Genomic DNA, 23,281 nt, shown 5'->3' with positions numbered 1-23,281 from the left:
TGTTACACGCTGAACAGGTCGGCAAGTGAGGCACGAAGGGCCACGTCGATTGGGCTGTCGAGGTCCCAGTCGATGACGGTCGCGCCGGACAGTTCGGCCCGCTGGAGGCGGGCGGTGCGTTCGGTACCCGCGACAGCCGCGCCGAGCGAGTCTCCGCGGGCCAGCGACGGGCTGACAAGCGTCGTCGGGTACTCACGGACCGCAAGCGACGACACCAGCGAGACGGGCCAGTCGTCGGCGGCCGGCGAGAACACGACCACCTGCGCGGTCGGTGGGAGCCGAGCGAGCACCGCGAGCAGGGCCGGGTCCTCGATGGTGCCGCCGTCGGCCGTCGTCACCCTCGTAGCTCCACTCTGGGACGGCTGTGGTTGATCGTTCTCGGACACGTCGTCGTCGGCCGTATCGGCGTCCGACTGCCGGGCTGCGGCGCGGCCCACGCTGTCGAATATCTGTCTCGCGTGGGCGTCCGCGTGACCGCCAGAGGCGTCGACCCACGCCAAGCCGTCTGGACCGAGCCCGCCGGGGACATCCGCTTCGGCCAATCCGACGGCACAGACGCTTGCGACGACGCTGGTCCGGGAGAGTGCGTCGAACAGACGCTCGGCGGCGTAGGCCGACAGTTCGGCTCCGGTCGGGAACCCCGGCTCTGGTGTCACGCGGGCCGGCGGCCGGGCGTCAACGACCAGCACCGTCCTGACGGCCTGTTCCTCCCGGTAGTCGATGGTGGTCAGCTCATCGGTCTTTGCGTAGCGCCGCCAGTCAATGCGGTTGACCGGATCGCCGGGCTGGTAGCTCCGTGTCGAGTGGAACTCAAGCCCGCTTCCGCCGGTGTCGGTCGGGAGCGTTCCCGCCCGCGGGAGCGTGGCGTCGGCCATCGGCACCTCTGAGACGGTGTTCGAGCACGTCAGCGTCCCATCGCCGGCCACGGGCAGGTCGACAGTCACCTCGTCGCTGGCCGACAGCGTCCGAACCCGCACTGCGGCGGCGTCGAACGTGTAGGTCCCGCGCTTTGCCATCACGGCGTAGGACAGCGTCACGCTCTCGTTGGGCCGCAGCGACGTACAGAGCCGCGGCGACCCCTCAACGACTGCCAGTTCCTCGGGCACGCCGTCGATGACCCGCACATCGGTCAGCGAACTGCTGCCGGTGTTCGTGAGTGTGAGTTCGACCGCGACCGGCTCGCCCGGCGTTGGCTGTGCGTCGGAGACGGACCGTGCTGCTTGCAAGTCAGTTCCCGCCGGCACCCTCGAGAGCGCGCCGTAGGCGACGTAGATGAGCGGAATTGCGGTCGCCGCGAGTAACAGCGGCTCGGCAGTGAGCAGCGAGACGCTGACGAGAAACAGCGCGGCCGCGAGGCCGCCACTCCAGCGCCGCATGCGGCGGTGCATCGTCAGCGCTCACCTCCCGACACTTGTGCGATAGCGTCGACCGTCCGGCGGATTCGGCGGCGGCGCTCGCTCTCCGGGTCGAGCCATAGACGGAGTCGAGCCAGCAGCGACTGGGGCTCCGTCGGGGACAGCATCGCTGCCGCGACGGCGTCGTCGGTCCACGTCCCCGCGCGGACTGCCTGATGGGCGGACGCCTGCGAGACGCCGGCTCCAATGGCATAGGCCGTGGTCGCTGCCGCGGTGAGTCGCTCGGTAACCGTGTCCATCGCCGCGTCGTCGCCAGCGACGGCGTCGTCGATGGCCGCGTCGATGTCGGCGGCGAACAGCCGGCTCTCCGTCGCTGTCACGTCTTCCGGGGGGCTGTCGACGGCAACGTCGAAGGCGGTCGGTGAGCCACCGCTGAGAAGTCCACCGAGCCAGCCGGCAAGGACCGCACAGAGTCCAACGGTCAGACTGCCAGCGAGGAGGATGGTTGTCGGAGCAACACTACCGAACACAGCGACCAGCGAATCCCCGGCGGCCGTCGGCGCGAAAACGAGGGAGGCCGCGACGGCGGTCGCCAGCAGCCCCACGGTTCCGAAAACGACCGTTCGCAGACGCATCAGGGCCGCCCCTCCGTCGCGTCGTCAGTGTCGTCTGTCGGGCTGGACTGCTGCCCGGCGGCCGCCTCGATGGTTCGGATCGCGTCCTCAACAGCCGCGACGTGCTCCTGTGCGTCCCGCTGGCCGTACTCGACCGCACGGAACGCGTCCCGGACCGTCCGCACCGCGGCCGGCGGGAGGCCGTCCCGTTCGATGGCGTGGGTCGCGATTTCGCCGGGCGTCCGCGTCCAGTACCGCCGGAGCGAGACGTGGGTCAGGAAGCGCGTCCACGCTTCGCGGATGGTGACGCGAGCCGCAGGCGTTCCGTCGTCTCCGTTGGATTTGGTCGTGGAAACAGCCGCCACCGCATCGCCGGCTGCGTCTTCGGCCGCTGCAAGGCGTTCACTGACCCACGCTCGAAGCGCGTCAAACAGCGCCGCCGGCGACCGGTGGCCGGTAAGCAGGTCACGGAGCGCCGTGACAGTGAGTTCGAGTCGCGCTCGGAAACGGCCCAGCAGGTCATCAGCCACCACCGCAACGCCGACGAGCGCCCTGACGGCGAGTTCGCGTGCGGCCCGGACCCAGCCCCATATCGTCCCTGGCGTGACGTTCCGCCGACGAGCGCCGACAACCGCCCCGGCGATGAGGATGCCGAGAGCAACCACGACGCCCGCGGCGTTGACGAACAGGCCATTGACGGTCGTCGTGGCCGTCTGTCCGTACTTCGAAACGGAAATTTCGGCACTCGCCGTGAGCGGGAGACCGACCATCGCCTGACCAGTCGCGCCGGTCCGTGCTGTCGGCTCCCCGCCGACGGTAACTGTGGCGTTCGTGACCGGCTCCCCGCCCATCGTCGCGTTCACCGTCTGGCCAGCAACGGGCAGAGCCAGCGGGAGCGTCGGCGACGTTGCCACGGAAAGCCGTTCAAGAACCACAGTCGTGTTACCGCTGACAGCGTCCCGCTCGACGGCAATCGAGACGTTACCGGGCTCGCTTGGCAGAGTGACTGTTGCCCGCCCCTGCCGGTCCGTTGTCCCCATTGGTTCGCCATCAAGCAGGACATCGCCGTCCCGAACCGGGACGCCGTCGACAGTCGCAGTGACGGTCACCTCGCCGCCAGTGACCTGTTCGCCAGTGATACTCACCGACGCGGTTGTGTTCAGTTCGTAGCTCGCGTTCGTCAACTGCTGGGTCTGCGGGCCGATAACGGCGAAGGCACGAGTACTGTCATGCGGGACCGACGGGGCGATGAGTGAGTCCGCGTCGCCGACTGCATCGATGGTAATCGTCAGTTCGTCTTCGTAGGGAACCGTCCCGGAAACGGTGCCAGCCGGGCCCGTCGTTCCAACCGGCTCACCGTTGAACGAGACCGTCACGCCCTCCACCGGTGCGCCGTCACGGGTCACTGTCGCAGCCACCGCCGCGCCCGGCGTCGCCGTCCGGTTGAGTTCGATGACGAACTCGCCTGGCTGCGAGACTGTCTGTCCGTCGCCCGAATTACCGGTTCCGTCGCTCTCACCGGTCCCGTCTGCGCCCGTTTCAGTGCCCTCGGTTTCGTCGCTCTCTGACTCCTGTCCAGTCCCGTTTGGGACTTCGGTCCGTGGCTCGTCCGTCGGCGTCCCGACGGCGAACTCCTCATCGGGGCTTCCGGACTCCGCGGCGCTGTAATCCTGACTACTGTTTTGCATCGCCTGCTGTTCAGACGCAAGGCGCTCTTGCCCGGGCGTGGGGTCGAACTGCACCCAGCCGACGCCCTCGAAATACACCTCGACCCACGCGTGGGCATTCATTCCGCGAACAGTGTACTGGTTCTGGCCGGTCTGCTCGCCGGTCGAGTAGCCGACGACGTAGCGGGCCGGGATGTCCTGACTCCGGAGCATGACCACCATCGACGTGGCGAAGTACTCGCAGTACCCCTTGTCCATCTCGAATATGAACTCCGAGGCCACGTCGTCCTCGGGTGGCTGGCTGACGTTCAGCGAGTAGTTCTTGTTCGCCTCCAGCCACTGCTCGATGGTTGTCGCCGTATCGTAGGGCGAATCGCTGTCCTCAGTCAGTCGGTCGGTGAACGGGCCCACCTGCGCTGATGTCGACGCCGGCACGCCCGTGTAGCGTGATTCGATGGCCTCAGGGTAGTCGCGGCCACTCGTCCGCAGCACCGCCGGATCGTCGGGGGGTGTCACGCTGGTCGCGCTGTAGGTCGTTCCGGCGGGCAGCGGTCGCTCGGACGTGACCGCGCCGTACTCGGTGACCATTACGTCGTCACGGGACACCGATTTCGGCCGCCAGACGGTCGGCAGCGACGTGGCAGACTTTGCCAGTCGCACCTTGTAGTCAACCGTCGAGTCGGCCATCCCGTCAACCGCAATTGGCCCCTCATAGGCCTGTGGGTCCGCTTGCCCGTCCCAGCCCGTACCAGTGTAGGTTTCATATGCGCCAGTCCGCCAGTACGCCGGTTCCGAACTCGTGACAGTAAAATGCGGGTCCGTGTCCTGTGACTGGTACGGGCTGTCGCCGCTGTCGCCACTATCGAGCGAGCCCCCGACACTGGTCTGGCTTCCCGGGTTCAGCGCGCCGAGTTGGCCGCCGCTGCCGCCGGTCGAGGTGCCCCCCGCCGAGCCGAGCGGGTTCTCCTGCGGGAGCGGAATAAGAGACTCCATCGGGCTCTGTGTTCCACCGGGTGCCAGAATCGGGAGCGTCGCCGTCGCCAGCACCACGGCGACGACACACACGGCAGTGAGGAGGACACGGAGGTAGTCCCGGTCTGCCGACACATCGTCGAACGGCGAGTCGTCGGAGCCCACGTCGGATTACCGTATCGTCCTGTCGCTGTCGGCATAAATCTGCTGTCAGCGGCGGAGAAGTGAGCCCTGGCGTCGCGTTCCACAGATCGGAATCCCATGGTGCCACCAACAACGTGCTTCTGGAGACTCACTGGTCGGGGTCGGTTGGGGCTGATAATTCAGGTATGAACGAGTACGTACGGGTCAGACCGCTATTATAATCGATTATTGCGAGTGGCCGGGCAGCTGTACGTGGATGACTGTTGACACAAACGGAGCTGGTACCGGGTCACGACAGTCGGGCTGGCAGGCGTCACGTCGGTCCGTGCTGTCGAGTATCGGTGCGGCAGCGGGTATCGGGCTATTCAGTGGCACCGGACAGGCACAGACGGGAGCTGGACCACCGGGGACAGGAGCAGTCTACCTTGTCACGACAGGAGCCGGCCAGCCAAACAGCAACGGTAACGACAACGGGACAGAGTATCTGGTACTTGATGGCGGCGGCAGCGTCGCGTTCTCGACCGGCGGTACTGCCGATGAGGCATTCCAATATGCCTTCGATAACGTACCGGACAGCGGCGGGGCCGTTGTCGCTAGTGCCGACACCTTCCGCTTTGGCGGGCCGGCGACGATGGGCGACAAGACCGCGTTGACCGGACAGCAGGGGACCCGTTTCGTCGTCTCGCAGACGGGGACGGCTGAAGATCCCGCGCCGGCTGAATCACAGTCGAACCCACTGCCGGCCGGCCACGACCTCATTCGCGTGCGCGGTGACGCTACTTCGGTCACCAATATCGAGTTCGACGCCGACGGGACGCAACTGAACAACCAAGCTATTCAGGCCGATCAGTGCGACGGCGTCTACATCGCCCGCAACCGTACGGTAAACGGCTTCCAGATGGCGCTGTCGTTCACGCGGTGTACCGGCGTGACGGTCAAGCACAACGAGGTCGTCAATCCGAACTGGTACGGTATCACCAGCCGAGCCGCACCGACCGGCAGCGACCGGGACCTCCGGCAGTCCAGCGACGTGGTCATCACCGGTAACCGCGTTGTCGGCGTGAAGTTCAACAACATCGCCCCGTACAACGTCGCGAACTTCGCCGTCATCGGTAACGTCGCCGTCGACGGCGGCCACAGCCTCATCGCCTGCTCGCCGGCCCAGCGCGGAACCATCGTCGGGAACGTCTGTCGGGACCTGACTGAGTTCGCGCCCGACCCCGGCGGCGAGGCAGGCATCGAAATCGAGTACAAGGAGACCCACCTTCGGGACGAGGTAGCCGAGACCCCCGCAGCCCGGTCGTCCGATATCACCATCTCGGGCAATCAGGTCGACAACTGTCCGGTCGGGATACTCGCGCGAACAGTCCCAGCAGATGCAGACAACACCGACACACGGACAGAAGAGCGACCGTACAGTTTCACTATCACGGGCAACACGGTCAGCGACGCCTCGGCGGCCGGTATCCGACTCCGGTCGGGCGACGCGGGCGTGGTCGCGACGAATACGGTCCGGAACGCCGGGACTGCGATCGACATCGACGAGGAGTTCACCGCGGGCATCCAGCAAGGGCTGAACGTGACCCGGTAACGGCGGTTCGAGAGGGGTTGTAAGATATAAACCGCCGGCACGCAAACGGCATAGCAATGACTGACGACGAGGAGACGGTCCAGTGCTGGCTGGTCGAACGCTCCAGTTACGGCGACGAGCGCATGGTGACGCTCATCTACGCGCCCCCGGACGGCGACCGCCATCTGACCAAGCAGCTCTCGCCGAACCTGCTCAGGCGCAAGCGGATTACAGCGGCCATCGACGTCGAACCCGACCGACTCGAACCCGTCACCGACGAGGACACACAGGAGCGGTACGCGACGGAGGCCAAGCGGATGGCCGAGCGCCACGACCCCGACGCCGAAGTATAAGCGAGCGTTTCGGCAGCTACGACCCGTCTATCGAGTTTTTTGATTGATAACTGGAACACGAAAGACTATACACGCGGCCGTCACAAACGCGCCGTATGGCAGCGATAGAACTGGATGGCGTCACCAAGCAGTTCGGGAGTGTCACCGCACTGCAAGGGGTCGACCTCACCGTCGAGGAGGGCGAAATCTTCGGCTTCCTCGGCCCGAACGGGGCCGGGAAGTCGACGACAATCAACATCCTCCTTGATTTCGTCCGCGCGACCGACGGGTCGGCGACGGTGCTCGGCCACGACATCCACGAAGAACCGAAGCGAATCCGTGCCCGCACTGGAGTCCTCCCCGAAGGCTACGACGTGTACGACCGGCTCACCGGTCGCCAGCACCTCTCCTTTGTCATCGAGTCGAAAGACGCCGACGAAGACCCCGACAAACTAGCCGAACGGGTCGGCATCACCGACGCTATCGACCGCAAGGCCGGCGGCTACTCCAAAGGGATGCAGCAGCGCCTCGTGCTGGCGATGGCGCTTGTCGGCGAGCCCGACCTCCTCATCCTCGACGAGCCGACGACCGGGCTCGACCCGAACGGCGCCCGCCTGATGCGGGAACTAATCCGCGAAGAGAACGAACGCGGCGCAACCGTCTTCTTCTCCAGCCATATCCTCGGCCAGGTCGAGGCCGTCTGTGACACGGTTGGGATCCTCCAGAACGGCCGTCTTATCGCCAAAGACAGCGTCGCCGGGCTGCGCGAGGCCGCCGCCGGTGACACCGTCCTCCGCGTGACGCTTGCGGACGGCGACGGCACCGACGCCGCAGTCGCGGCTATTGAGGGGCTCGACGAGGTCTCGACAGTGACTGCGGATGGAACAACGCTCACCGTCGGCTGTGATAGCGACGCAAAGATGGGCGTCCTCAACGCTGTCGAGGAAAGCGGAAGCGCGGTCGCCAACTTCGAGACTGAAGAGGCCTCGCTCGATGAAGTGTTCGCCACCTACACCGAACAGCAAGAACAGGACCGCCCGGAGGCCGACGCATGAGCGCCGAGCAGAACCCCCTCAAGCGATTCCTCGGGGACATCGATACGAGCATCAAGAACTCCGAGTTCGCCGACTGGTACCCGATCTCAAAAAAGGAGTTCCGCGATACGGTCCGCTCACCGTGGATCTGGGTCCTCTCGTTCATTTTCATCGTCCTCTTCGCGTTACCGGCACTGCTTGGCCTGTATTTCAACATCGGCCAGCAGTTCGCTGAGGCTGGCGCGTCGCTGACAACGGACGCCTACGTCCGGTTCGCACTGCCGATCGCAGCGCCGCTGCTTCCCGCGGTCGCCATCGTCATCGGCTACGCTGCAATTGCCCGGGAAAGCGAGCGCGGCTCCCTGAAGATACTGCTCTCGCTCCCGTACACACGCGGTGAACTGCTCGCCGGCAAGTTCGTCGGCCGGAGTGCGATCACACTCATTCCGGTCACAGTCGGACTCCTGACGACGCTACTAGTGATACTCCCGTCGGAAATCGAAATTGCGTGGGAGTCGTTCCTGCTGTTCGCGCTCGCCACGATGGCGTACGGCGTCGTGTTCACGGCGTTCGCGATCGGTCTCTCGGCGGCGCTGAAAACTGCACGCCGGGCGATGGCAACGTCACTCGGGATTTATGTCTACCTGCAGGTGTTCTGGTCGAACCTCGGAGCAGGCCTCGGAAACCTGCTGTCGGACCACGCAAACATTGGGCAGGTGACCCAACTCCACGTCGAACTGTTCGTTTCACTCCTGAGCCCTATCGCGGCGTACCGCACGCTCGTTCAGGAGGTCTTGCAGGGAACGCCGATCCGCTCCCGGCTTCTCCTGACGTCGAACCCGCAGGTGACGTGTGAGGAAATGCTGGGTGGGACACTCGAGATAACACAGACTGGTGCGGAGTGTGCCAACGCCGCTTTGCCGCCCCAGTACAGCACTGTCGCGGTTATCGGCTACCTCTTGCTGTGGCTGGTCGTCCCGCTGGTGGCCGGCTACTACGTCTTCGAGAACAAGGACCTGTAACGGTCGTCGCTGTCGGCAGTCTCGTTCCGGCAACTTTGCAGCCACAACGAACGGCGATGGCAGTAGTCGAACGGGTACCAAGCCGGTCGCCTACCGTCGGCGACCGGACGAGTGTTGGTCCACAACGGCTCCAACAGGGAGTGCTACAGCGTTACAACGGATTCTTCACTCGGGAAACTCGACACCAGTGATTTCGAACCGAGCGCCCCCATCCTCGCTGTCGGTGACACGGATCTCCCAGCCGTGGACCTCGGCGATCTGTCTAGCGATCCGGAGCCCGAATCCGGTCCCGTCCTCGGCGGTCGAGTAGCCCGCCTCGAACACCTGCTCACGCTCATCGGCGGGGATACCCGGGCCATCGTCGGAAACGTAGAACCCTGTTCCGTCGTTGAGGAGCCCGACCGAAACGGTTACCCCCGGGCCGCCGTGTTCGATCGCATTCCCGAAGAGGTTCTCGAACAGGCCCGACAGTCGGTCGCTGTCGGCCTCAGCGATCCACTTCCGGTTCTCGTCGGTCGCATACCGTAGCTCGGCGGCTTCGTCGCCGTCCGCGACGATCGTCCATGCGGCGTCGATCGTCTCCCGGAGATCGACGGGCTCTGTCACCCCGATATCGACTCCCTCACGGGCCAGCCTGAGGACATTGTCGGCGATGTCGTTCATTCGCTGGAGCGCGTTATCGAGCGGGTCCAGATGCACACTGTCACACTCCTCGCGAGCGAGCATGAGTCGGCTGCGAGCCACCTGTAACGGGTTTTGAAGATCATGAGAGACAGCACCAGCAAACTCTTCGAGGCGCTCGTTTTGCCGAGCCAACTCCCGTTTTTGCTCCGTCAGGTCCGTGATGTCTCGAAAGGTCCACAGCCGGCCGAACCGCGTCCCGTCCTCGGCGACAACAGGTGCCGTATAGCGGTCGAATACGCGACCGTCGGCGAGTTCGAGTTCGTCTCTAGCAGACATTTGGGGGTGCTCATACAGTGCCTCGACATCCACGCGAAACGCCTCCGGTTCGGCGACTTGCTCCATTGCCCACTCCAAGGCGACTTCCTCGTCGCCACGTTCGACAATATCCCGCGGGATGCCCCACATATCGACGAACCGCTCGTTGTAAGAAACGATGGTCTCGTCTTCGTCGACGACGAGTATCCCGTCGATCACCGCCTCTTGCTGTGCTTTGAGAACCGACCGCTGTCTGGCTATTTTCATCTCGTGTTCCCGCTGCTCGGTCACTTCGCGGGTGACACTGACCACGCCCTCGACCGTCCCGTCGATTACAAGCGGCGTGAGCCGATACTCCAGCACCTCGTACCCGTGCCCGGGGAACTCGCCGCTCACCTCCCCGCGGAGTTCGTCGCGTTCACCGTCGATTAGGTCCTGGTACGGGTCCCCCTCGTACTCGCTCCGGATCTTCGGCAGGAGGCTACTCGGTTTCCCTTCCAGTTCGTCTCTGGTTGTTCCGTAGAACGAGGCTAGATACTGATTGACGAGTTCGAACCGCCCCGCCGTGTCGTAGATGCAGGCCGATTCCGGCATCGTGTTTACCATCCGCTTGTATCGCTCCAGTTTGCGCTCTCGCTCCCGGAGGTCGGTGATGTCCATGACGAACCCCTCCAGTGCGTCCGGTTTGTCCGCTGCCCCCGGAACTTGGTGTCCATGTTCCCACATCCACTTCTCGATGCCGTCGGCAGTGATAATCCGATAAGTCACCTCGAACTCACCCTGCGCCGCGAGCGCGTCCTGTACCGTCTCCCAGACCCGGTCGCGGTCCTCCGGATGGAGCACGTCGTCGCCCCAGACTACCTCCCCAGTTTCGAAGTCCGCAGCCGTGTAGCCGGTGAGTGATTCGATCTCGCCCTCGACGGTTTCCATCGGCCAGCCCGGTGCGTTGAGACGGCGATAGACCATTCCCGGAAGGCTGCTGATGAGCGACTCCAATCGCCGGGTTCGCTCGTCAAGCTCTTGCCGGGACCTGCTTGCGTCGACGGCGTTGCAGATCCGGTTCGCAAGCAGTTTGTACTGCTCGGTGCCTGACCCCTTCTGGAGGTAGTCGGTCACGCCAGCAGAGATCGCGTCGCTCGCGATCTCCTCGGAGCCTTTCCCGGTATAGAGAATGAATGGGAGGTCACCCTGGTCCTCACGAACGGCTTCGAGGAACTCGATTCCGTTCTGGTCCGGCATGTCGTAGTCCGAGACGATACAGTCGAAGCGCTCCACGGAGAGTCGCTCCATCGCCGCATCGGCACTCTTTGCGGTCTCGACACGCAATCGGTCGTCCTCGTGTTCGAGCACCGACGCCGTCACGTCTACGAGGTCCGAGTTGTCGTCGACGTGAAGAACGCGGACTGTCTCACCGGCGAAGTCCATAGTCTTCCAAGTATCACAGGAATACGCGAATAAAATAGATAGGGTCAAGACGGACCCAGACACGAGACGGATGGTAGCGTGACTGGTCGGTTCAAGCGTGTCCAAACGCTACCGCTACGGCCGACAGCGGCTCACTCGGGACCGTTCGACCCGCCTCTCACAGCACACCAGCGTCGTCCAGCAGTTCTTCCAACTCTGTTTCGGTGAGCGTCGTCACGTCGTTTTTTTCGGCGTCGTCCTGTTTTCGCTGGCCGGGGTTGTCACCGAGCACCAGATAGTCCGTGTTACCGGAAACGCTGCTGGTCGCTGACCCGCCGTTACGCTCAACCAGTTCCTGCGCGTCGCTGCGGGTGTAGCCGTCGAGTGACCCAGTGAAGACGAACGTCTGCCCGTCCAAGGCGTCACCGCCCGTCTCCTCGGCGGCCTGCGGGTCGACGTGATCGAGCAGGCGGTCAATGACGGCGCGGTTCCCCTCGCCCTCGAAGAACTCCACGATGGAGCGGGCGACTGTCTGCCCCACGTCCGGGACGGCCTCGAACGCGTCGGTGTTGCCCTCATCAGCAGCGTCGAGGATCGCCTCGAACGTGCCGAACTCCTGAGCGAGGTTCCGCGCCGTGACAGTCCCGACTTCGGGGATACCCAGCGCGACGAGGAAGTCCGCGAGCGGTGGCTCCCGAGCGCCGTCCATCCCTTCGACGAGGTTCCGGGCGCTGGTCTCGCCCCAGCCCTCCAAGTCGGTGAGATCCTCGACGGTGAGGTCGTACAGGTCCGCGGGGTCCGAGACGAGACCGGCGTCCAGCAACTGCTGGACGGCCTTCTCGCCGACACCCTCGATATCCAGCGCGTCGCGGCTGGCGTAGTGCTCGACGCTGCGCTCGCGCTGGGCAGGGCAGGTCAGCCCGCCGGTGCAGAACGCCATCGGACCGTCGCGCTCAACTGGGCTGTCACAGGCCGGGCAGGTCTCCGGGAACTCGAAGTGACCGTCGCCGTCGTCGTCAAGCACTTCGACGACATCTGGGATGACATCACCGGCTCGTTTGATTCGGACGCGGTCACCCACGTCGACGCCGAGGTCGGCGATGAGCGACGGGTTATGTAGCGAGGCACGCGAGACGGTGACGCCACCGACCTCAACGGGGTCCATGAGCGCGACTGGGGTGAGCCGACCGGTCCGACCGACCTGCACCACGATGTCCCGCACCGTCGTCTCCTCTTTCCGGGCCGGGAACTTGTAGGCGAACGCCCAGCGCGGGGCGCGTGCGGTCGAGCCGAGTTCATCGCAGGCGTCCATGTCGTCAACCTTGATCACGACGCCATCGATTTCGTAATCGAGGTCGTCGCGGGCCTGCTGCTGGTCGTTCCGGTAGTCGATGGCTCCGTCGATATTGTCAACGACAGTGGTCCGGTCACAGACCCGGAGCCCCCACTCGGGGAACCGCTCGTGCAGCTCACTGTGGCTCTCGAAACCGACCGAGGCGTCAAGGACGCCGAAGAAGAATATCGACAGTGGGCGCTCGGCGGTCACCGACGGGTCGAGCTGGCGAAGCGTCCCGGCGGCGGCGTTGCGGGGGTTCGCAAAGGGGTCCTCACCGCGCTCGACACGCTCGCGGTTGAACGCCGTGAAGGCGTCCCGCGGGATGTACACCTCGCCCCGGACGGCCAGGAAGTCGGGGTAGTCACCGCGGAGTCGCTGGGGGACGCTGGAGATGGTACGGACGTTCTCGGTCACGTCCTCACCGACCTCGCCGTCGCCCCGGGTCGCGGCCCGCTGGTAGACGCCGTCCTCGTAGACAATCTCGACAGAGAGGCCGTCGAACTTCGGCTCACAGAAGTACTGGACGTCATCATCGAGGCCACTGCGGACTCGTTTGTCGAACTCCCGCACATCGGCTTCCTCTCCGCCCTGGTCGATAGAGCCCATTCGGGCGACGTGTTCGACATCGGGGAGTTCGTTCAGTGGCTCACCGCCGACACGCTGGGTCGGACTGCCGTCAGTGTCGAGGTCGAACGCCGATTCAAGTCTCTGAAGCCGGGAGAACAATGCGTCGTAGGCCCGGTCGCCGATGACCGGGTCGTCCTCGACGTAGTACCGGTGGTCGTGGTAGCGGAGCGCCTCGCGCAACTGGTCGGCTTGCTCGCGGGCCGTCGCCTCGTCGACATCTTCGACCGGCTCGAACTCAGTCCGCGGGTCGGAAATATAGGGGTTCCCAGCGACATCCTCGGCAGTGGTCATACTGACGGGGTGTTACATCTCGCGTACAAAAACGGCTCTGCTCCACGTCTCAGAGTCGACAAAAAGCGCGTATCACATGAATTGTGGCAGACCCGACAGACCGGCCAGAACCATCGAAACAGCGACGCAGAGACAAACTTGACAGTTGATTACCCGGAGAGGCTAGAAAAACCGGCAGACAAGAGTGTAACAGCCATAGAAACTGCAGTTATCGGCCGATACTGGAACTGGGGGCCTTGATCACGAGTTCCCCGTCGCTTCGGACAGTGACGGAGTGGCCGGCATATTCAAACGAGATACTGACAGGTGTCGATCGGCCTGACGAATCAACGAGTGAATCGAGTGCCTCAGGGTCGATAGTCTCGTACAGCGGTGCGAAGTCAGTCTGTTCCCGGCCGGTCATGGCGGAGATGTACTCAGTCACTGCCGCGCTCGGCCGTGTCTCGCTCCAGTCGAACTGTTTTCTGGTCACGTTCATCTGTGTTGCGGTGTCGCTGTCCCTACTCCGCCTGTTGCTTTTACTCATATGGTTCGTCTATCTATAGCAAAGTAGCAAACAGTAATATAGTCTTCCCAGCATTATCAAACTGTGAAAATACCGAGTTGTGGCACCGAATCTCGACAAATCGATACATAACCCCGTTCTTCGTCGATTCTCACGTGAGCTACAGGTCGGCCACGTCTTCGATTGCGTCGGTTAGCTCTTTGATACTCTCGACGGTGTGTTCGCCCATGTGTCCGATACGGAAACTATCCTCGCTGATGTCGCCGTAGCCGCTGGAGAACACCATGTCGTACTCCTCGGAGACGGCTTCGACCGTCTCGGCAACGTTGATGTCCCGCGTGTTCTCGATGCAGGTCACCGTCTGGGACTCGTAGCCTTCCTCGGGATAGAGGTCGAAGTGCTCGCGGGCCCACTCGCGCGTGTACTCGGCCATCTCCTGATGGCGCTGGTCACGGGCGTCGTGGGTCTCATCAAGCATATGCTTCATCTGCTTGCGGTAGGCAAGCATGAGCGGAGTCGCCGGCGTGGAGTGGGTCTGGCCCTTCCGGTCGTAGTAGTCCAGACAGCGCTGGAAGCCGCCGTACCACGACGCAGAGTCCTTCTCCAGTTCCCGCTCGTAGGCGGCATCGCTGACGGCACAGACGGCCAGCCCGGGCGGCATGGCGAAGGCCTTCTGTGTAGACGTGAAGATGGCGTCGATGCCGTGGGCTTCGATGTCGATCTGGTCACCGCCAAGACAGGAAATGGCATCGACGATGAAGTAGGTGTCCGGGTACTCTGCGACCACGTCACCGATTTCCTCGATGGGGTTCCGGACGCCGGTCGAGGTCTCGTTCATCACGGCCCCGACAGCGTCGTAGTCACCGGATTCCAGCGCGTCTCGGATATCGTCTGGCTTGACCGCCGTACCCCAGTCGTACTCGATGCGGTCGACGTTCTTGCCGAGGCGCTCGGCGACGTTGGCCTGGCGCTCGCTGAACGCGCCGGAGGTCGGCACGAGCATACTGTCTTCGACCAGATTGAGCGTCGTCGACTCCCAGAACTCCGTCCCAGATGCCGTGAGCACGATGACGTCGTTGTCGGTGCCGAGGAACTCCTTGGTGTCCTCGACGATGGTGGTGTAGAGGTCGGTCATCCGGTCCATTCGGTGGCCGAACATCGGCTCGGCCATCGCCTCGATAACGTCCTCGCGCACCTCTGTCGGCCCCGGGAGATACAGCGTCTTGTCCTGATACTCGTCTTTGTATTCGCGTTTTTCGGTCACAGAACCACCTGTAGTAGGTAGCCTCTCGAATCCGGGAGGCATGGTAGTTTTGATACCGGACGGAGCGAACCGGTGCGCGCCCTGAAGCGGGCGGACCGCTCACGGGGAGGATACTCAGATAGCGGTTGTACCCTCCACGAAGTATTTATCAATTGAACAACCACCTTCGACCATGGGTTGCCACACCCCGCTCACAGACGCCCAGCGAGCGGCCGTCGCCGATAGAGCGGTCGAGCAAGTCGCCGACACGCTAGTCGAGATGCACGACGGCTCGCAATCGCACCGGCACAAACCCCTCAGCGTCGACGATACCAGCGGATACCGTACATGACCAGCCCGGCATAAATCGCAGGACCGAACAAGGCCGTGGGGTCGGTCGCTACCATTCCACTGAACAGGTAGCTGAGGAACACGTCGATAAACACCAGCACGAAGGGGGCGAGAGCGAGGGCCTTCCCGCCGGTTCTGAGCGCCGCGTCGAACGTCGACTGTGTCGCAGCAATTGCCCCGACGCCAGCGACGACGAGGAGATACAGCGCGGCACCCGGAGGCGAAACGAGTGGGAGCGTGAACAGTGCGATACCGGCGAGTACGACACCGACGATTGTCGGCCCGTTGTCACTCTGTGCGAGCGCGTTCTGGATACCGTCGAGGTCACCGGCGTTGAGGGCCGCTTCGAGGTCCGACGTGGTTTGACTGCCGCCAGCGTCGAGGACCGTTGTCCCGGTTCCAGCGTCGACCGGGCTCTCGAAGTCCCGGCCACAGTGCATACACCACGTCGCGGTCGCACTGACTTTCTCCGAGCAGTGAGGGCAGCGGGGATCGGCGGTCATACTGTCATGTTCGAGGGCGCACAGTTAGCGGTTACGGGGGGAGAATATACACGTCTCCGGGGTAAACGGGGTGTATGGATTGGGTCGCACGGGCCGAGAGCCTCCTGTACGACGGTGAGGTGATCGAAGCGGACGTTCGGCTGGACCGTGGCGGTGTCGTCGTGACGAGCCACCGTGTCCTCGTGTTCACGCCCGACCGCGAGGGGTCGAACTACCGGCAGGTCGACCGCCCCAACGTCGAGGGCGTCGACGTTACCACGAGCGGCGACTGGTCGTTCCTCGAACTCGGCGTGAAGGCGCTGGTCGTCGGTATTGTGCTGGTAGCCGCCGGGATGACCGTGAGCCTCGATAGCCTCGTCGGCAACGTCTCACTGGACAGCGGGGGGGCTGCGAGCGCCGTCGGCATCGGCGGGATGCTGGGGATGCTCCAGACGATGCTGACGCTGATGGCGCAGCTAGATGACCTGATGCGCCTGTTCGGTGGCCTCGCACTGGCCTTTGCCGCCGTCGTCCTCGGGGTCTATCTCTGGAGCCGCGACCGACTGCTCGTCGTGCGTGTCGCCGGCGACGACGATATCGAGTTGACTGCACCAGAGGACGAGAGCGTCGTCGATCGGATCGAAGCTGCCATCGTTCCGGAGGCCCCTCCTTCCGAGACCGAAGGGACGGCACAGCCACCGCCCGACGACCCGCTCCCGTGACGTTCAACCCCGCCGAGCGCTAACCCCAGAGTAATGGACGCCGACGAGGTTCGAGAGCGCGCGGGGTCGTTGCCACGGGAGCCCGGCGTGTACCTGTTCGAACAGGGCCGGGACGACACACGCCGGGTCCTCTACGTCGGGAAGGCCGTCGACCTCCGCGACCGCGTGCGCTCCTACGCCGACCCGCGGAGCGAGCGCATCGCCAAGATGGTCGAGCGAGCCGAGACCATCGACTTTGCCGTCACCGATACCGAGACACAGGCACTGTTGCTCGAAGCGAACCTCATCAAGCGCCACCGGCCGCCGTACAACGTCCGGCTGAAAGACGACAAGTCCTACCCGCTGGTCCAGTTGACCGACCATCCTGTCCCGCGAATCGAGGTGACGCGTGATCCCGCGGACGGCGCGACCGTCTACGGACCGTTCACCGAAAAGGGTCGGGTGGAGACAGTGGTGAAGGCACTGCGGGAGGCGTACGGCCTGCGGGGCTGTTCCGACCACAAGTACAGCAACCGGGACCGGCCCTGTCTGGACTACGAGATGGGCATCTGTACCGCGCCCTGTACCGGCGAAATCGGCGAAGCCGACTACGCCGAGGACGTCGAAGCGGTCACGCGATACTTCGAGGGTGAAACGGGCGTTCTTGCGGACCCGCTACGCCGCGAGATGGAAGCCGCCGCACAGAACCAGGAGTTCGAACGCGCAGCGAACCTCCGTGACAAGCTCGGGGCTGTCGAGGCGCTCCACGGCGAAGGCGACACCGCCGTCAGTGACTCCAGGGGATACCAAACAACAGACGTGCTCGGGGCCGCCGTCGAGGGCGAGCGGGCCATCGTCGCTCGGCTCCACGCCGAGGGCGGCAAGCTCGTCGAGCGGGACCGACATACACTCGAAGCACCGGACGGCGAAGGGACCGCCGGCGTGTATCGGGCGTTCATCCCCCAGTACTACGCCGAGCGGGAGCTACCCGACCGGATTCTCTGTGCCGAGGACCCCGCTAACCAAGATATCGAAGCATGGCTTGAGAGCGAGGGCGTCACGCTCGGTGTGCCCGGGGCCGGCCGAGAGGCGACGCTGGTCGACCTTGCACTGAAAAACGCCCGCCAGCGCGGTGGGACCGACGACGAGAGCGGTCGTCTGGCCGACGCGCTAGGCATCGACCGGCCGAGCCGTATCGAGGGCTTCGACGTGAGCCATGCGCAGGGCCGGTCGGCCGTCGGCTCGAACGTCACGTTCGTCGACGAGACGCCAGAGAAGAGCGACTATCGGCGGAAGAAGCTCACTGAACAGAACGACGACTACGCGAACATGCGCGAACTCCTCCGCTGGCGGGCCGCACGCTCCGTCGAGGGCCGGGACGACCGGCCAGACCCAGACCTGCTACTCATCGACGGCGGCGACGGCCAGCTCGGGGCGGCTCGCGACGCGCTCGCCGAGACCGGCTGGGACGTGCCAGCCATCGCGCTCGCGAAAGACGAGGAACTGGTCATCACGCCCGACCGCGTGTACGACTGGGATGACGACGCCCCGCAACTCCACCTGCTCCAGCGGGTTCGTGACGAAGCGCACCGCTTTGCCGTCCAGTACCACCAAACACTACGTGACGAGGTGTCGACAACGCTTGACGACGTGCCCGGCATCGGCCCCGAGACGCGGAAGCGGCTGCTCCGACGCTTCGGTAGCGTAGACAGCGTCAGAGCGGCCTCCGACGAAGAGCTGACGGCTATCGACGGTATTGGCGAGCAAACTGCGGAGACGATTCGGACCCGGCTACAGTAATTTCGTATAGCAGATGGTCGTTTATCAATACCGAGTGGTCAGATCTACTACTCTGCCGTATAGGTGTCGCAAAAAGCCGCTACACTACGATTTCAACGGTCGAATAACGTTACGGTTCGGCAACCGAGTTGCGGAGCGTCCCGACGCCCTCATAGGTTATCTCGATTGTGTCGCCGGGCGCGACCGTGCCTGGGTTGGCCGGGCTGCCGAACGCGACGACGTCGCCGGGCCGGAACGTGAACCGCTCCGAGAGGTACGCGACAACTTCGTGGGGACCGAACAGCATCTCGCTGGTGTTGGCAGACTGCCGGCGCTCATCGTTGATGTCCGTGTACATATCGATGCTGGTTGGATCAACGTCAGTCTCGATCCACGGCCCCAGCGGCCCGGAACCATCGAAGGCCTTTCGGGCGGTTCGACCCTGCTGGTCCAGCGCATCGACATCGTTCAGGATCGTGTATCCCCTGACCGCGTCGGGAACGTCAGCCGGATCGATATCGTGACACCGCTTGCCGATGACTGCAGCTAATTCACCGGCATAGGTCAGCTCATCGGTGAACGGCGGGTAGGAGATCTCCTGCTCGTGGGCGAGTAGCGCCGTCGGAGGCTTGATGAAGAAGTCCGGCTCCTCGGGGGGGTCGTAATCCATCTGATCATTGGTGGCGGCGTAGTTCCGGCCGACGCAGTACAGCGCGGTTGGTTCACACGGCGGGAGCAGTCGTCCATCGCGGCCGACCGTGTACTGGCCATCGTCAGCGTGGACGACACCGTCGGCGTATTCGCCGGTGACCGGTCCATCCTCGGTCAGAAGTCGTGCGAGTCGCATACTGAGTAGTCTGTGTGGCGGTGGAAAAAGGCGTGTCGGCTACCGTGTGCGCCACCGACTCCAATCACCATTTCAAGCCCTGAGACGCTGTTTTATCGCCGATACAGCAAAGTAGCGACCTGTTTTCCGTAGATGAGGTAAATCTAATGTCGCTATATCAAATAGCCCGATGATTGCGAAGCTGGCATCGAAGCATTCGAAGGACCGATCGGTGGTGGCACCACCGAAGCGGTTTTTTCCCACAACGGCGTACCGGCGAACATGGCTGTGACCCGACGGCTACTCATGGCCGTCGTCGGACTGTTTTCGCTGCTGGTCTATCTCGTGGCGGCATACGTCGGGTATCTGCTGCTTCTGCCAGTGTGGGACAGCCGTCCATCACCACTGATAGCCGCTCTAGTCGCTCTCGGGACGGCGATTGCGCTCGGCGTTGTGAACTACTGGGCTGCAACGGCGCGGCTCAAGCGCTCCCTCGATGCGGTCGAACTCTCGCGAACGCGTGCGTCAGAGATCTACCGCCGGCTTGACACGCTTGTCGATCAGATGGATGTCGAGACACCGACGCTACTGCTGGCAGAGCTGCCGGTCCCGAACGCGTTCGCCATCGGCGGCGGCACTGGCACTATCGTTGTCGACAGGCGGCTGTTCCGGCTGTTGTCCACAGAAGAATTCGAGGGACTTCTCGCACACGAACTCGCGCATCTTGAGACCCGCGATGCGCTCGTTCAGACTGTCGGATATAGTCTCGTCCAGACGCTTATCGGACTCATCGGCCTCATGTTGTTCCCCATCGTGGTGCTAACCGGTGGTATCGCCCGTTCATTCGCATTACTGCGCGGCGACCCGTCGTCGTGGTCGCGATCCTGGCTTGGCCGGGCACAACGGTACTCGCTGCAGGTCGTTTCCGGTCTCGGATTCGCCGTAACGCTGCTGATACTCGGCTACTCCAGACGTCGCGAGTTGGCAGCCGACGGCCGCGCGGTCGAGATAACAGGGAATCCTGTTGGACTTGCCCGGGCCCTCGCAAAAATCGAGCAGGCGTCGAAGCCGGAACCCGGTCTCTTGCGACAGTTATACGTTCACAGTGAAGCGGATAGCAAGCTTTCGCGCCTCCTATCGACGCATCCACCGACAGACGAACGAATACGACGATTACGGGAGCGAGCGCAGCATGGTAATGTTACGAGGGCGAGCGAACTATCGAGCAGCCGTTGGTAGCCGCGCCGTTGAGCGACATCCGAGAGGGCGTATATATTCAAACTAGACTATTCAGCCATATATATTCCATTCGGCGAACATATAATGGGAATATAGCTAAGAATGCAGTCATTTTCGCAGCAGGTACTGCTCACAGTACGTTGGCTTCGGTGGGCTGTATGACTAGCGGAAGTCCCGTTCGGTGCGCAAGAGAGGTGCACGGACTGTGAGACTTGTCGCGGCGCTGGACCAGAGGTGAGGTGTGTTACCGGATAGTGTTGGTTCCGATGGAGTTCTTAGAGAAGGACTCTATATACACAATGAGAGTGACATAGCGGTCCTAGAAACTGCTATGTTCAGCACGGAACAACACCCGCGTATGCAAGCTAGCATCCCGGAGCGAGCGACCGAGGCGGCAAAGAGCCACACATACGGATGCCCGTTGTGTAACTGTGGCGCGGACAGTGAAGACGATATTTACTGCCATCTGCTGGTCTCACACCGGAAGAGCGAACTTGTTGGTGCGCTTCTCGAAAGGGTGGACAACGAGCAGGCCCGTGTTTAATTCCGGGAAGATATCCGGGCCGACATACAGTACCAAAATATCCAGGTGTATGTGTTTTTACGTGATTTTGATACCGTATGCGCCATTTTGGTATTATATTTTCGAAATCTAAAATAGGATAGTCAAATGGTGTCGTTAGAGTAGTCTGTTTAGCCGAGTTCGGGAGAAATGGCCGGATTATAGCGCGTTGACTGAGGTTCACTGAACGGTGTGTTTTGCCGGTATAAACCCAATATCGCTATATCAAATTATAGAGAGTTTCTCACGACGACCACTCCAGCGGTACGACTGTCAACAGCAGACCGATAACACGCATACACATGTTATACTATGAAATAGATTTATATACTAGGAGAAGTCAGATAATCGATCAACGATAGTATCACAGCAACAGAATTCGAGCATCACAGAGAGAACAGTATTTCCAGTGTCACAGGAATCACAAAGCAGCCACTACCCATGTGACAGATCTGCCAACACACAGATCCTGTGTTGTTTGCTGTTTTGACAGCGATAGCTATTTCTGGGCGTTTGCGGTTCCGCTGTAAATCAGTCATCGGGTCCGGGATTGGACCGGCGACGCCGGTTATACTGGCTACGGTGCTTGTCATGCATATTACCACAGTGACACACCGGCATCAGCTGTCGTTCCATACCGTCGAACGACGCGGCACAGCGAAGGATGGGAAACGCGTAAGTATTGGGAATGAGATGAATCAAACGTATGACGCAGACGTACGAGAACTATATCGGCGGTGAGTGGACCGGAAGCGGAGAGACACAGGAGGTCACGAATCCAGCAGACGAGACTGACGTCGTCAGCACGGTTCCGGTGGCCTCGGCGGCGGACGCGGACGAAGCGGTTGCGGCCGCGGCAGCAGCAACAGACGAGTGGGACGGGATGCCCGGCCCAGAGCGCGGTGCGATCCTGCGTGAGACCGGTGAAATCCTGAAGTCCCGGAAAGACAAACTTGCGGAGACGCTGACCCGCGAAGAGGGGAAACCGCTCGGCGAAGCCGAAGGCGAGGTACAGCGTGCGATTGATATCTTCTATTACTATGCGGAGAAGGCTCGCGACTTCGGGGGCACCGTCAAACAGCCCAGCGGCGGTCGCGCCGGGCTGCAGACGAAGAAAGAGCCGATGGGCGTCGCGGCGCTCATCACGCCATGGAACTACCCCATCGCAATCCCGGCCTGGAAGATCGCGCCGGCACTTGCGGTCGGCAACACTGTCGTCATCAAGCCCGCGATGCAGGCACCGACCGTCGGCGCGATGATCGTTGAGGCGTTAGACGAGGCCGGGATTCCGGACGGCGCTATCAATCTGGTGTGTGGCCCCGGGAGCGAGGTCGGCGAGCGGTTGACTACCCACGACGATGTCGACGTGGTGTCGTTCACGGGCAGTGCTTCGGTCGGCGAGCACGTCTATGAACAGGCAACGAGCCACGGAAAGCGCGCACAGGCGGAGATGGGCGGGAAGAACCCGACGGTCGTCATGCCGAGCGCCGACGTGGACAAAGCGGCTGACATCGTCGGAGCCGGCGCCTTCGGCGGAACAGGCCAGGCCTGTACGGCGACCTCCCGGGCTATCGTCCATGAGGACGTGTACAACGAGTTCCTTGACGCCATCGTCGATTACGCCGAGTCCCTCGAAATCGGGGATGGCCTCGACCGGGCCGGCATGGGTCCCCACGTCAGCGAAGACGAGCTCGCGGGGAGCCTAGAGTACATCGACATCGCACAGTCGGAAGGGGCGACCCTCGAAACGGGCGGCGAGGAACTCACCGGTGGCGAGTACGACGCCGGGAACTTCATCTCGCCAGCCGTCTTCTCCGACGTCGAGCCCGATATGCGCATCGCACAGGAAGAGGTGTTCGGGCCAGTGCTCGCCGTCATGTCTGTCTCCGACTTCGACGAAGGTGTTGAGGTCGCCAACGACATCGACTACGGCCTCTCGGCCAGCATCGTAACCGACCGAATTGAGGAGGAAAACGAATTCATCGAGCAGTCCGAGTCCGGCGTGGTCAAGGTCAACGAGAAGACGACCGGGCTGGAACTGCACGTTCCCTTCGGCGGTCTCAAGCGCTCCTCGACGAACACCTACCGCGAGCAGGGTGATGCCGGACTGGAGTTCTTCAGCTACATCAAGACGGTGTACCGCAACAGCTAATCGAGGCGGCCACCACCGCTAACTGCGAAGTGGTATTTTTGTCACATAGTTTTTATATGGTACTAATCGCTATTTTCCATTGCTCTTGTCAACCACAAGAGCGTGCAAAGTCATGGTCGTAGCCCAACCGACCA

General features: G+C 62.8%; 19 protein-coding genes. 10 read left to right on the top strand and 9 right to left on the bottom strand.

Going from position 1 to position 23,281, the window contains the following annotated elements; all coding sequences use genetic code 11:
- Positions 1 to 2 precede the first annotated feature (2 nt).
- The 3 genes from RBH20_RS00380 to RBH20_RS00370 are packed head-to-tail and all read right to left on the bottom strand — an operon-like array spanning position 3 to position 4,773.
- Positions 3 to 1,388, bottom strand: coding sequence for a DUF58 domain-containing protein (locus tag RBH20_RS00380; protein WP_306704376.1), 1,386 nt, complete (start codon positions 1,386 to 1,388; stop codon positions 3 to 5).
- Positions 1,389 to 1,390: 2 nt separating this feature from the next.
- Entirely contained in the window at positions 1,391 to 1,990 is a 600-nt protein-coding gene (locus RBH20_RS00375) for a hypothetical protein (protein WP_306704374.1), read from the bottom strand.
- Positions 1,990 to 4,773, bottom strand: a complete 2,784-nt coding sequence (locus RBH20_RS00370) for a transglutaminaseTgpA domain-containing protein (protein WP_306704372.1) — start codon at positions 4,771 to 4,773, stop codon at positions 1,990 to 1,992. Before RBH20_RS00370 ends, RBH20_RS00375 begins: the two co-directional genes overlap by 1 nt.
- 235 nt (positions 4,774 to 5,008) lie before the next feature.
- On the opposite strand from RBH20_RS00370, the gene RBH20_RS00365 reads away from it, so the two are divergent.
- The 4 genes from RBH20_RS00365 to RBH20_RS00350 all read left to right on the top strand — a co-directional run bounded on the left by RBH20_RS00365 (position 5,009) and on the right by RBH20_RS00350 (position 8,710).
- Positions 5,009 to 6,343, top strand: coding sequence for a right-handed parallel beta-helix repeat-containing protein (locus RBH20_RS00365; protein WP_373567945.1), 1,335 nt, complete (start codon positions 5,009 to 5,011; stop codon positions 6,341 to 6,343).
- A gap of 56 nt (positions 6,344 to 6,399) precedes the next feature.
- A complete protein-coding gene (locus RBH20_RS00360) occupies positions 6,400 to 6,675 on the top strand; it encodes a hypothetical protein (protein ID WP_306704370.1) in 276 nt (91 codons plus the stop codon).
- Between the two features lie 95 nt (positions 6,676 to 6,770).
- The gene (locus RBH20_RS00355; RefSeq protein WP_306704367.1) at positions 6,771 to 7,709 is read left to right on the top strand and encodes an ABC transporter ATP-binding protein; all 939 of its coding nucleotides are present in this window, start codon (positions 6,771 to 6,773) and stop codon (positions 7,707 to 7,709) included.
- Positions 7,706 to 8,710, top strand: coding sequence for an ABC transporter permease (locus RBH20_RS00350; RefSeq protein WP_306704365.1), 1,005 nt, complete (start codon positions 7,706 to 7,708; stop codon positions 8,708 to 8,710). Before RBH20_RS00355 ends, RBH20_RS00350 begins: the two co-directional genes overlap by 4 nt.
- Positions 8,711 to 8,875: 165 nt before the next feature.
- Here the strand turns inward: RBH20_RS00350 and RBH20_RS00345 are convergent, their stop codons facing one another.
- The 4 genes from RBH20_RS00345 to RBH20_RS00330 all read right to left on the bottom strand — a co-directional run bounded on the left by RBH20_RS00345 (position 8,876) and on the right by RBH20_RS00330 (position 15,076).
- Complete coding sequence (locus RBH20_RS00345; protein ID WP_306704363.1) at positions 8,876 to 11,074, bottom strand: response regulator; 2,199 nt, start codon at positions 11,072 to 11,074, stop codon at positions 8,876 to 8,878.
- Between the two features lie 157 nt (positions 11,075 to 11,231).
- Positions 11,232 to 13,307, bottom strand: coding sequence for an NAD-dependent DNA ligase LigA (gene ligA / locus RBH20_RS00340; RefSeq protein WP_306704361.1), 2,076 nt, complete (start codon positions 13,305 to 13,307; stop codon positions 11,232 to 11,234).
- 208 nt (positions 13,308 to 13,515) lie between these two features.
- Positions 13,516 to 13,833, bottom strand: coding sequence for a HalOD1 output domain-containing protein (locus tag RBH20_RS00335; RefSeq protein ID WP_306704359.1), 318 nt, complete (start codon positions 13,831 to 13,833; stop codon positions 13,516 to 13,518).
- Positions 13,834 to 13,972: 139 nt separating this feature from the next.
- Positions 13,973 to 15,076, bottom strand: coding sequence for an alanine--glyoxylate aminotransferase family protein (locus tag RBH20_RS00330; RefSeq protein ID WP_306704357.1), 1,104 nt, complete (start codon positions 15,074 to 15,076; stop codon positions 13,973 to 13,975).
- A gap of 172 nt (positions 15,077 to 15,248) precedes the next feature.
- Here RBH20_RS00330 and RBH20_RS00325 point away from each other — a divergent pair, with 172 nt between their 5' ends.
- Positions 15,249 to 15,407 carry a hypothetical protein gene (locus RBH20_RS00325; RefSeq protein WP_306704355.1) on the top strand — a complete coding sequence of 53 codons (159 nt, stop codon included), beginning with the start codon at positions 15,249 to 15,251 and terminating at the stop codon, positions 15,405 to 15,407.
- Here the strand turns inward: RBH20_RS00325 and RBH20_RS00320 are convergent.
- Positions 15,373 to 15,846 (bottom strand): hypothetical protein, encoded by a 474-nt coding sequence (locus RBH20_RS00320; protein WP_306707418.1) that lies wholly within the window; start codon positions 15,844 to 15,846, stop codon positions 15,373 to 15,375. The two genes, RBH20_RS00325 and RBH20_RS00320, sit on opposite strands and share 35 nt — an antisense overlap.
- A 137-nt stretch (positions 15,847 to 15,983) precedes the next feature.
- On the opposite strand from RBH20_RS00320, the gene RBH20_RS00315 reads away from it, so the two are divergent.
- Positions 15,984 to 16,610 carry a hypothetical protein gene (locus RBH20_RS00315; protein ID WP_306704354.1) on the top strand — a complete coding sequence of 209 codons (627 nt, stop codon included), beginning with the start codon at positions 15,984 to 15,986 and terminating at the stop codon, positions 16,608 to 16,610.
- 33 nt (positions 16,611 to 16,643) lie between these two features.
- Positions 16,644 to 18,389 (top strand): excinuclease ABC subunit C, encoded by a 1,746-nt coding sequence (locus tag RBH20_RS00310; RefSeq protein WP_306704352.1) that lies wholly within the window; start codon positions 16,644 to 16,646, stop codon positions 18,387 to 18,389.
- A 109-nt stretch (positions 18,390 to 18,498) separates the two neighbouring features.
- On the opposite strand, the gene RBH20_RS00305 is transcribed toward RBH20_RS00310, so the two are convergent.
- Positions 18,499 to 19,215 (bottom strand): fumarylacetoacetate hydrolase family protein, encoded by a 717-nt coding sequence (locus RBH20_RS00305; protein ID WP_306704350.1) that lies wholly within the window; start codon positions 19,213 to 19,215, stop codon positions 18,499 to 18,501.
- Positions 19,216 to 19,476: 261 nt separating this feature from the next.
- Between RBH20_RS00305 and RBH20_RS00300 the strand changes: the two genes are divergently transcribed.
- The 3 genes from RBH20_RS00300 (at position 19,477) to RBH20_RS00290 (ending at position 23,147) form a co-directional block, all read left to right on the top strand.
- Positions 19,477 to 20,433, top strand: coding sequence for a M48 family metallopeptidase (locus RBH20_RS00300; protein ID WP_306704348.1), 957 nt, complete (start codon positions 19,477 to 19,479; stop codon positions 20,431 to 20,433).
- Between the two features lie 358 nt (positions 20,434 to 20,791).
- Complete coding sequence (locus tag RBH20_RS00295) at positions 20,792 to 20,977, top strand: hypothetical protein (RefSeq protein WP_306704347.1); 186 nt, start codon at positions 20,792 to 20,794, stop codon at positions 20,975 to 20,977.
- A gap of 724 nt (positions 20,978 to 21,701) precedes the next feature.
- Positions 21,702 to 23,147: an aldehyde dehydrogenase family protein gene (locus RBH20_RS00290; protein WP_306704345.1), complete on the top strand. Its 1,446-nt coding sequence runs from the start codon at positions 21,702 to 21,704 to the stop codon at positions 23,145 to 23,147.
- Positions 23,148 to 23,281: the final 134 nt, after the last annotated feature.

The sequence above is a fragment of the Haloarcula sp. H-GB4 genome (assembly GCF_030848575.1).
Classification (GTDB): Archaea; Halobacteriota; Halobacteria; order Halobacteriales; family Haloarculaceae; genus Haloarcula.
Note: the sequence above shows the minus strand (reverse complement) of the source record. Positions and strands in the feature narration are given on the sequence as shown.

Bases quoted from the DNA above. Each gene is read 5' to 3' on its own strand.
- RBH20_RS00335 (WP_306704359.1), bottom strand. From the start codon at position 13,833: ATGAGTAAAAGCAACAGGCGGAGTAGGGACAGCGACACCGCAACACAG.
- RBH20_RS00345 (WP_306704363.1), bottom strand. From the start codon at position 11,074: ATGGACTTCGCCGGTGAGACAGTCCGCGTTCTTCACGTCGACGACAAC.
- RBH20_RS00350 (WP_306704365.1), top strand. From the start codon at position 7,706: ATGAGCGCCGAGCAGAACCCCCTCAAGCGATTCCTCGGGGACATCGAT.
- RBH20_RS00295 (WP_306704347.1), top strand. From the start codon at position 20,792: ATGCAAGCTAGCATCCCGGAGCGAGCGACCGAGGCGGCAAAGAGCCAC.
- RBH20_RS00290 (WP_306704345.1), top strand. From the start codon at position 21,702: ATGACGCAGACGTACGAGAACTATATCGGCGGTGAGTGGACCGGAAGC.
- RBH20_RS00310 (WP_306704352.1), top strand. From the start codon at position 16,644: ATGGACGCCGACGAGGTTCGAGAGCGCGCGGGGTCGTTGCCACGGGAG.
- RBH20_RS00355 (WP_306704367.1), top strand. From the start codon at position 6,771: ATGGCAGCGATAGAACTGGATGGCGTCACCAAGCAGTTCGGGAGTGTC.
- RBH20_RS00375 (WP_306704374.1), bottom strand. From the start codon at position 1,990: ATGCGTCTGCGAACGGTCGTTTTCGGAACCGTGGGGCTGCTGGCGACC.
- RBH20_RS00300 (WP_306704348.1), top strand. From the start codon at position 19,477: ATGGCTGTGACCCGACGGCTACTCATGGCCGTCGTCGGACTGTTTTCG.
- RBH20_RS00315 (WP_306704354.1), top strand. From the start codon at position 15,984: ATGGATTGGGTCGCACGGGCCGAGAGCCTCCTGTACGACGGTGAGGTG.
- RBH20_RS00380 (WP_306704376.1), bottom strand. From the start codon at position 1,388: ATGCACCGCCGCATGCGGCGCTGGAGTGGCGGCCTCGCGGCCGCGCTG.
- RBH20_RS00365 (WP_373567945.1), top strand. From the start codon at position 5,009: ATGACTGTTGACACAAACGGAGCTGGTACCGGGTCACGACAGTCGGGC.
- ligA (WP_306704361.1), bottom strand. From the start codon at position 13,307: ATGACCACTGCCGAGGATGTCGCTGGGAACCCCTATATTTCCGACCCG.
- RBH20_RS00305 (WP_306704350.1), bottom strand. From the start codon at position 19,215: ATGCGACTCGCACGACTTCTGACCGAGGATGGACCGGTCACCGGCGAA.
- RBH20_RS00325 (WP_306704355.1), top strand. From the start codon at position 15,249: ATGGGTTGCCACACCCCGCTCACAGACGCCCAGCGAGCGGCCGTCGCC.
- RBH20_RS00360 (WP_306704370.1), top strand. From the start codon at position 6,400: ATGACTGACGACGAGGAGACGGTCCAGTGCTGGCTGGTCGAACGCTCC.
- RBH20_RS00320 (WP_306707418.1), bottom strand. From the start codon at position 15,846: ATGCACTGTGGCCGGGACTTCGAGAGCCCGGTCGACGCTGGAACCGGG.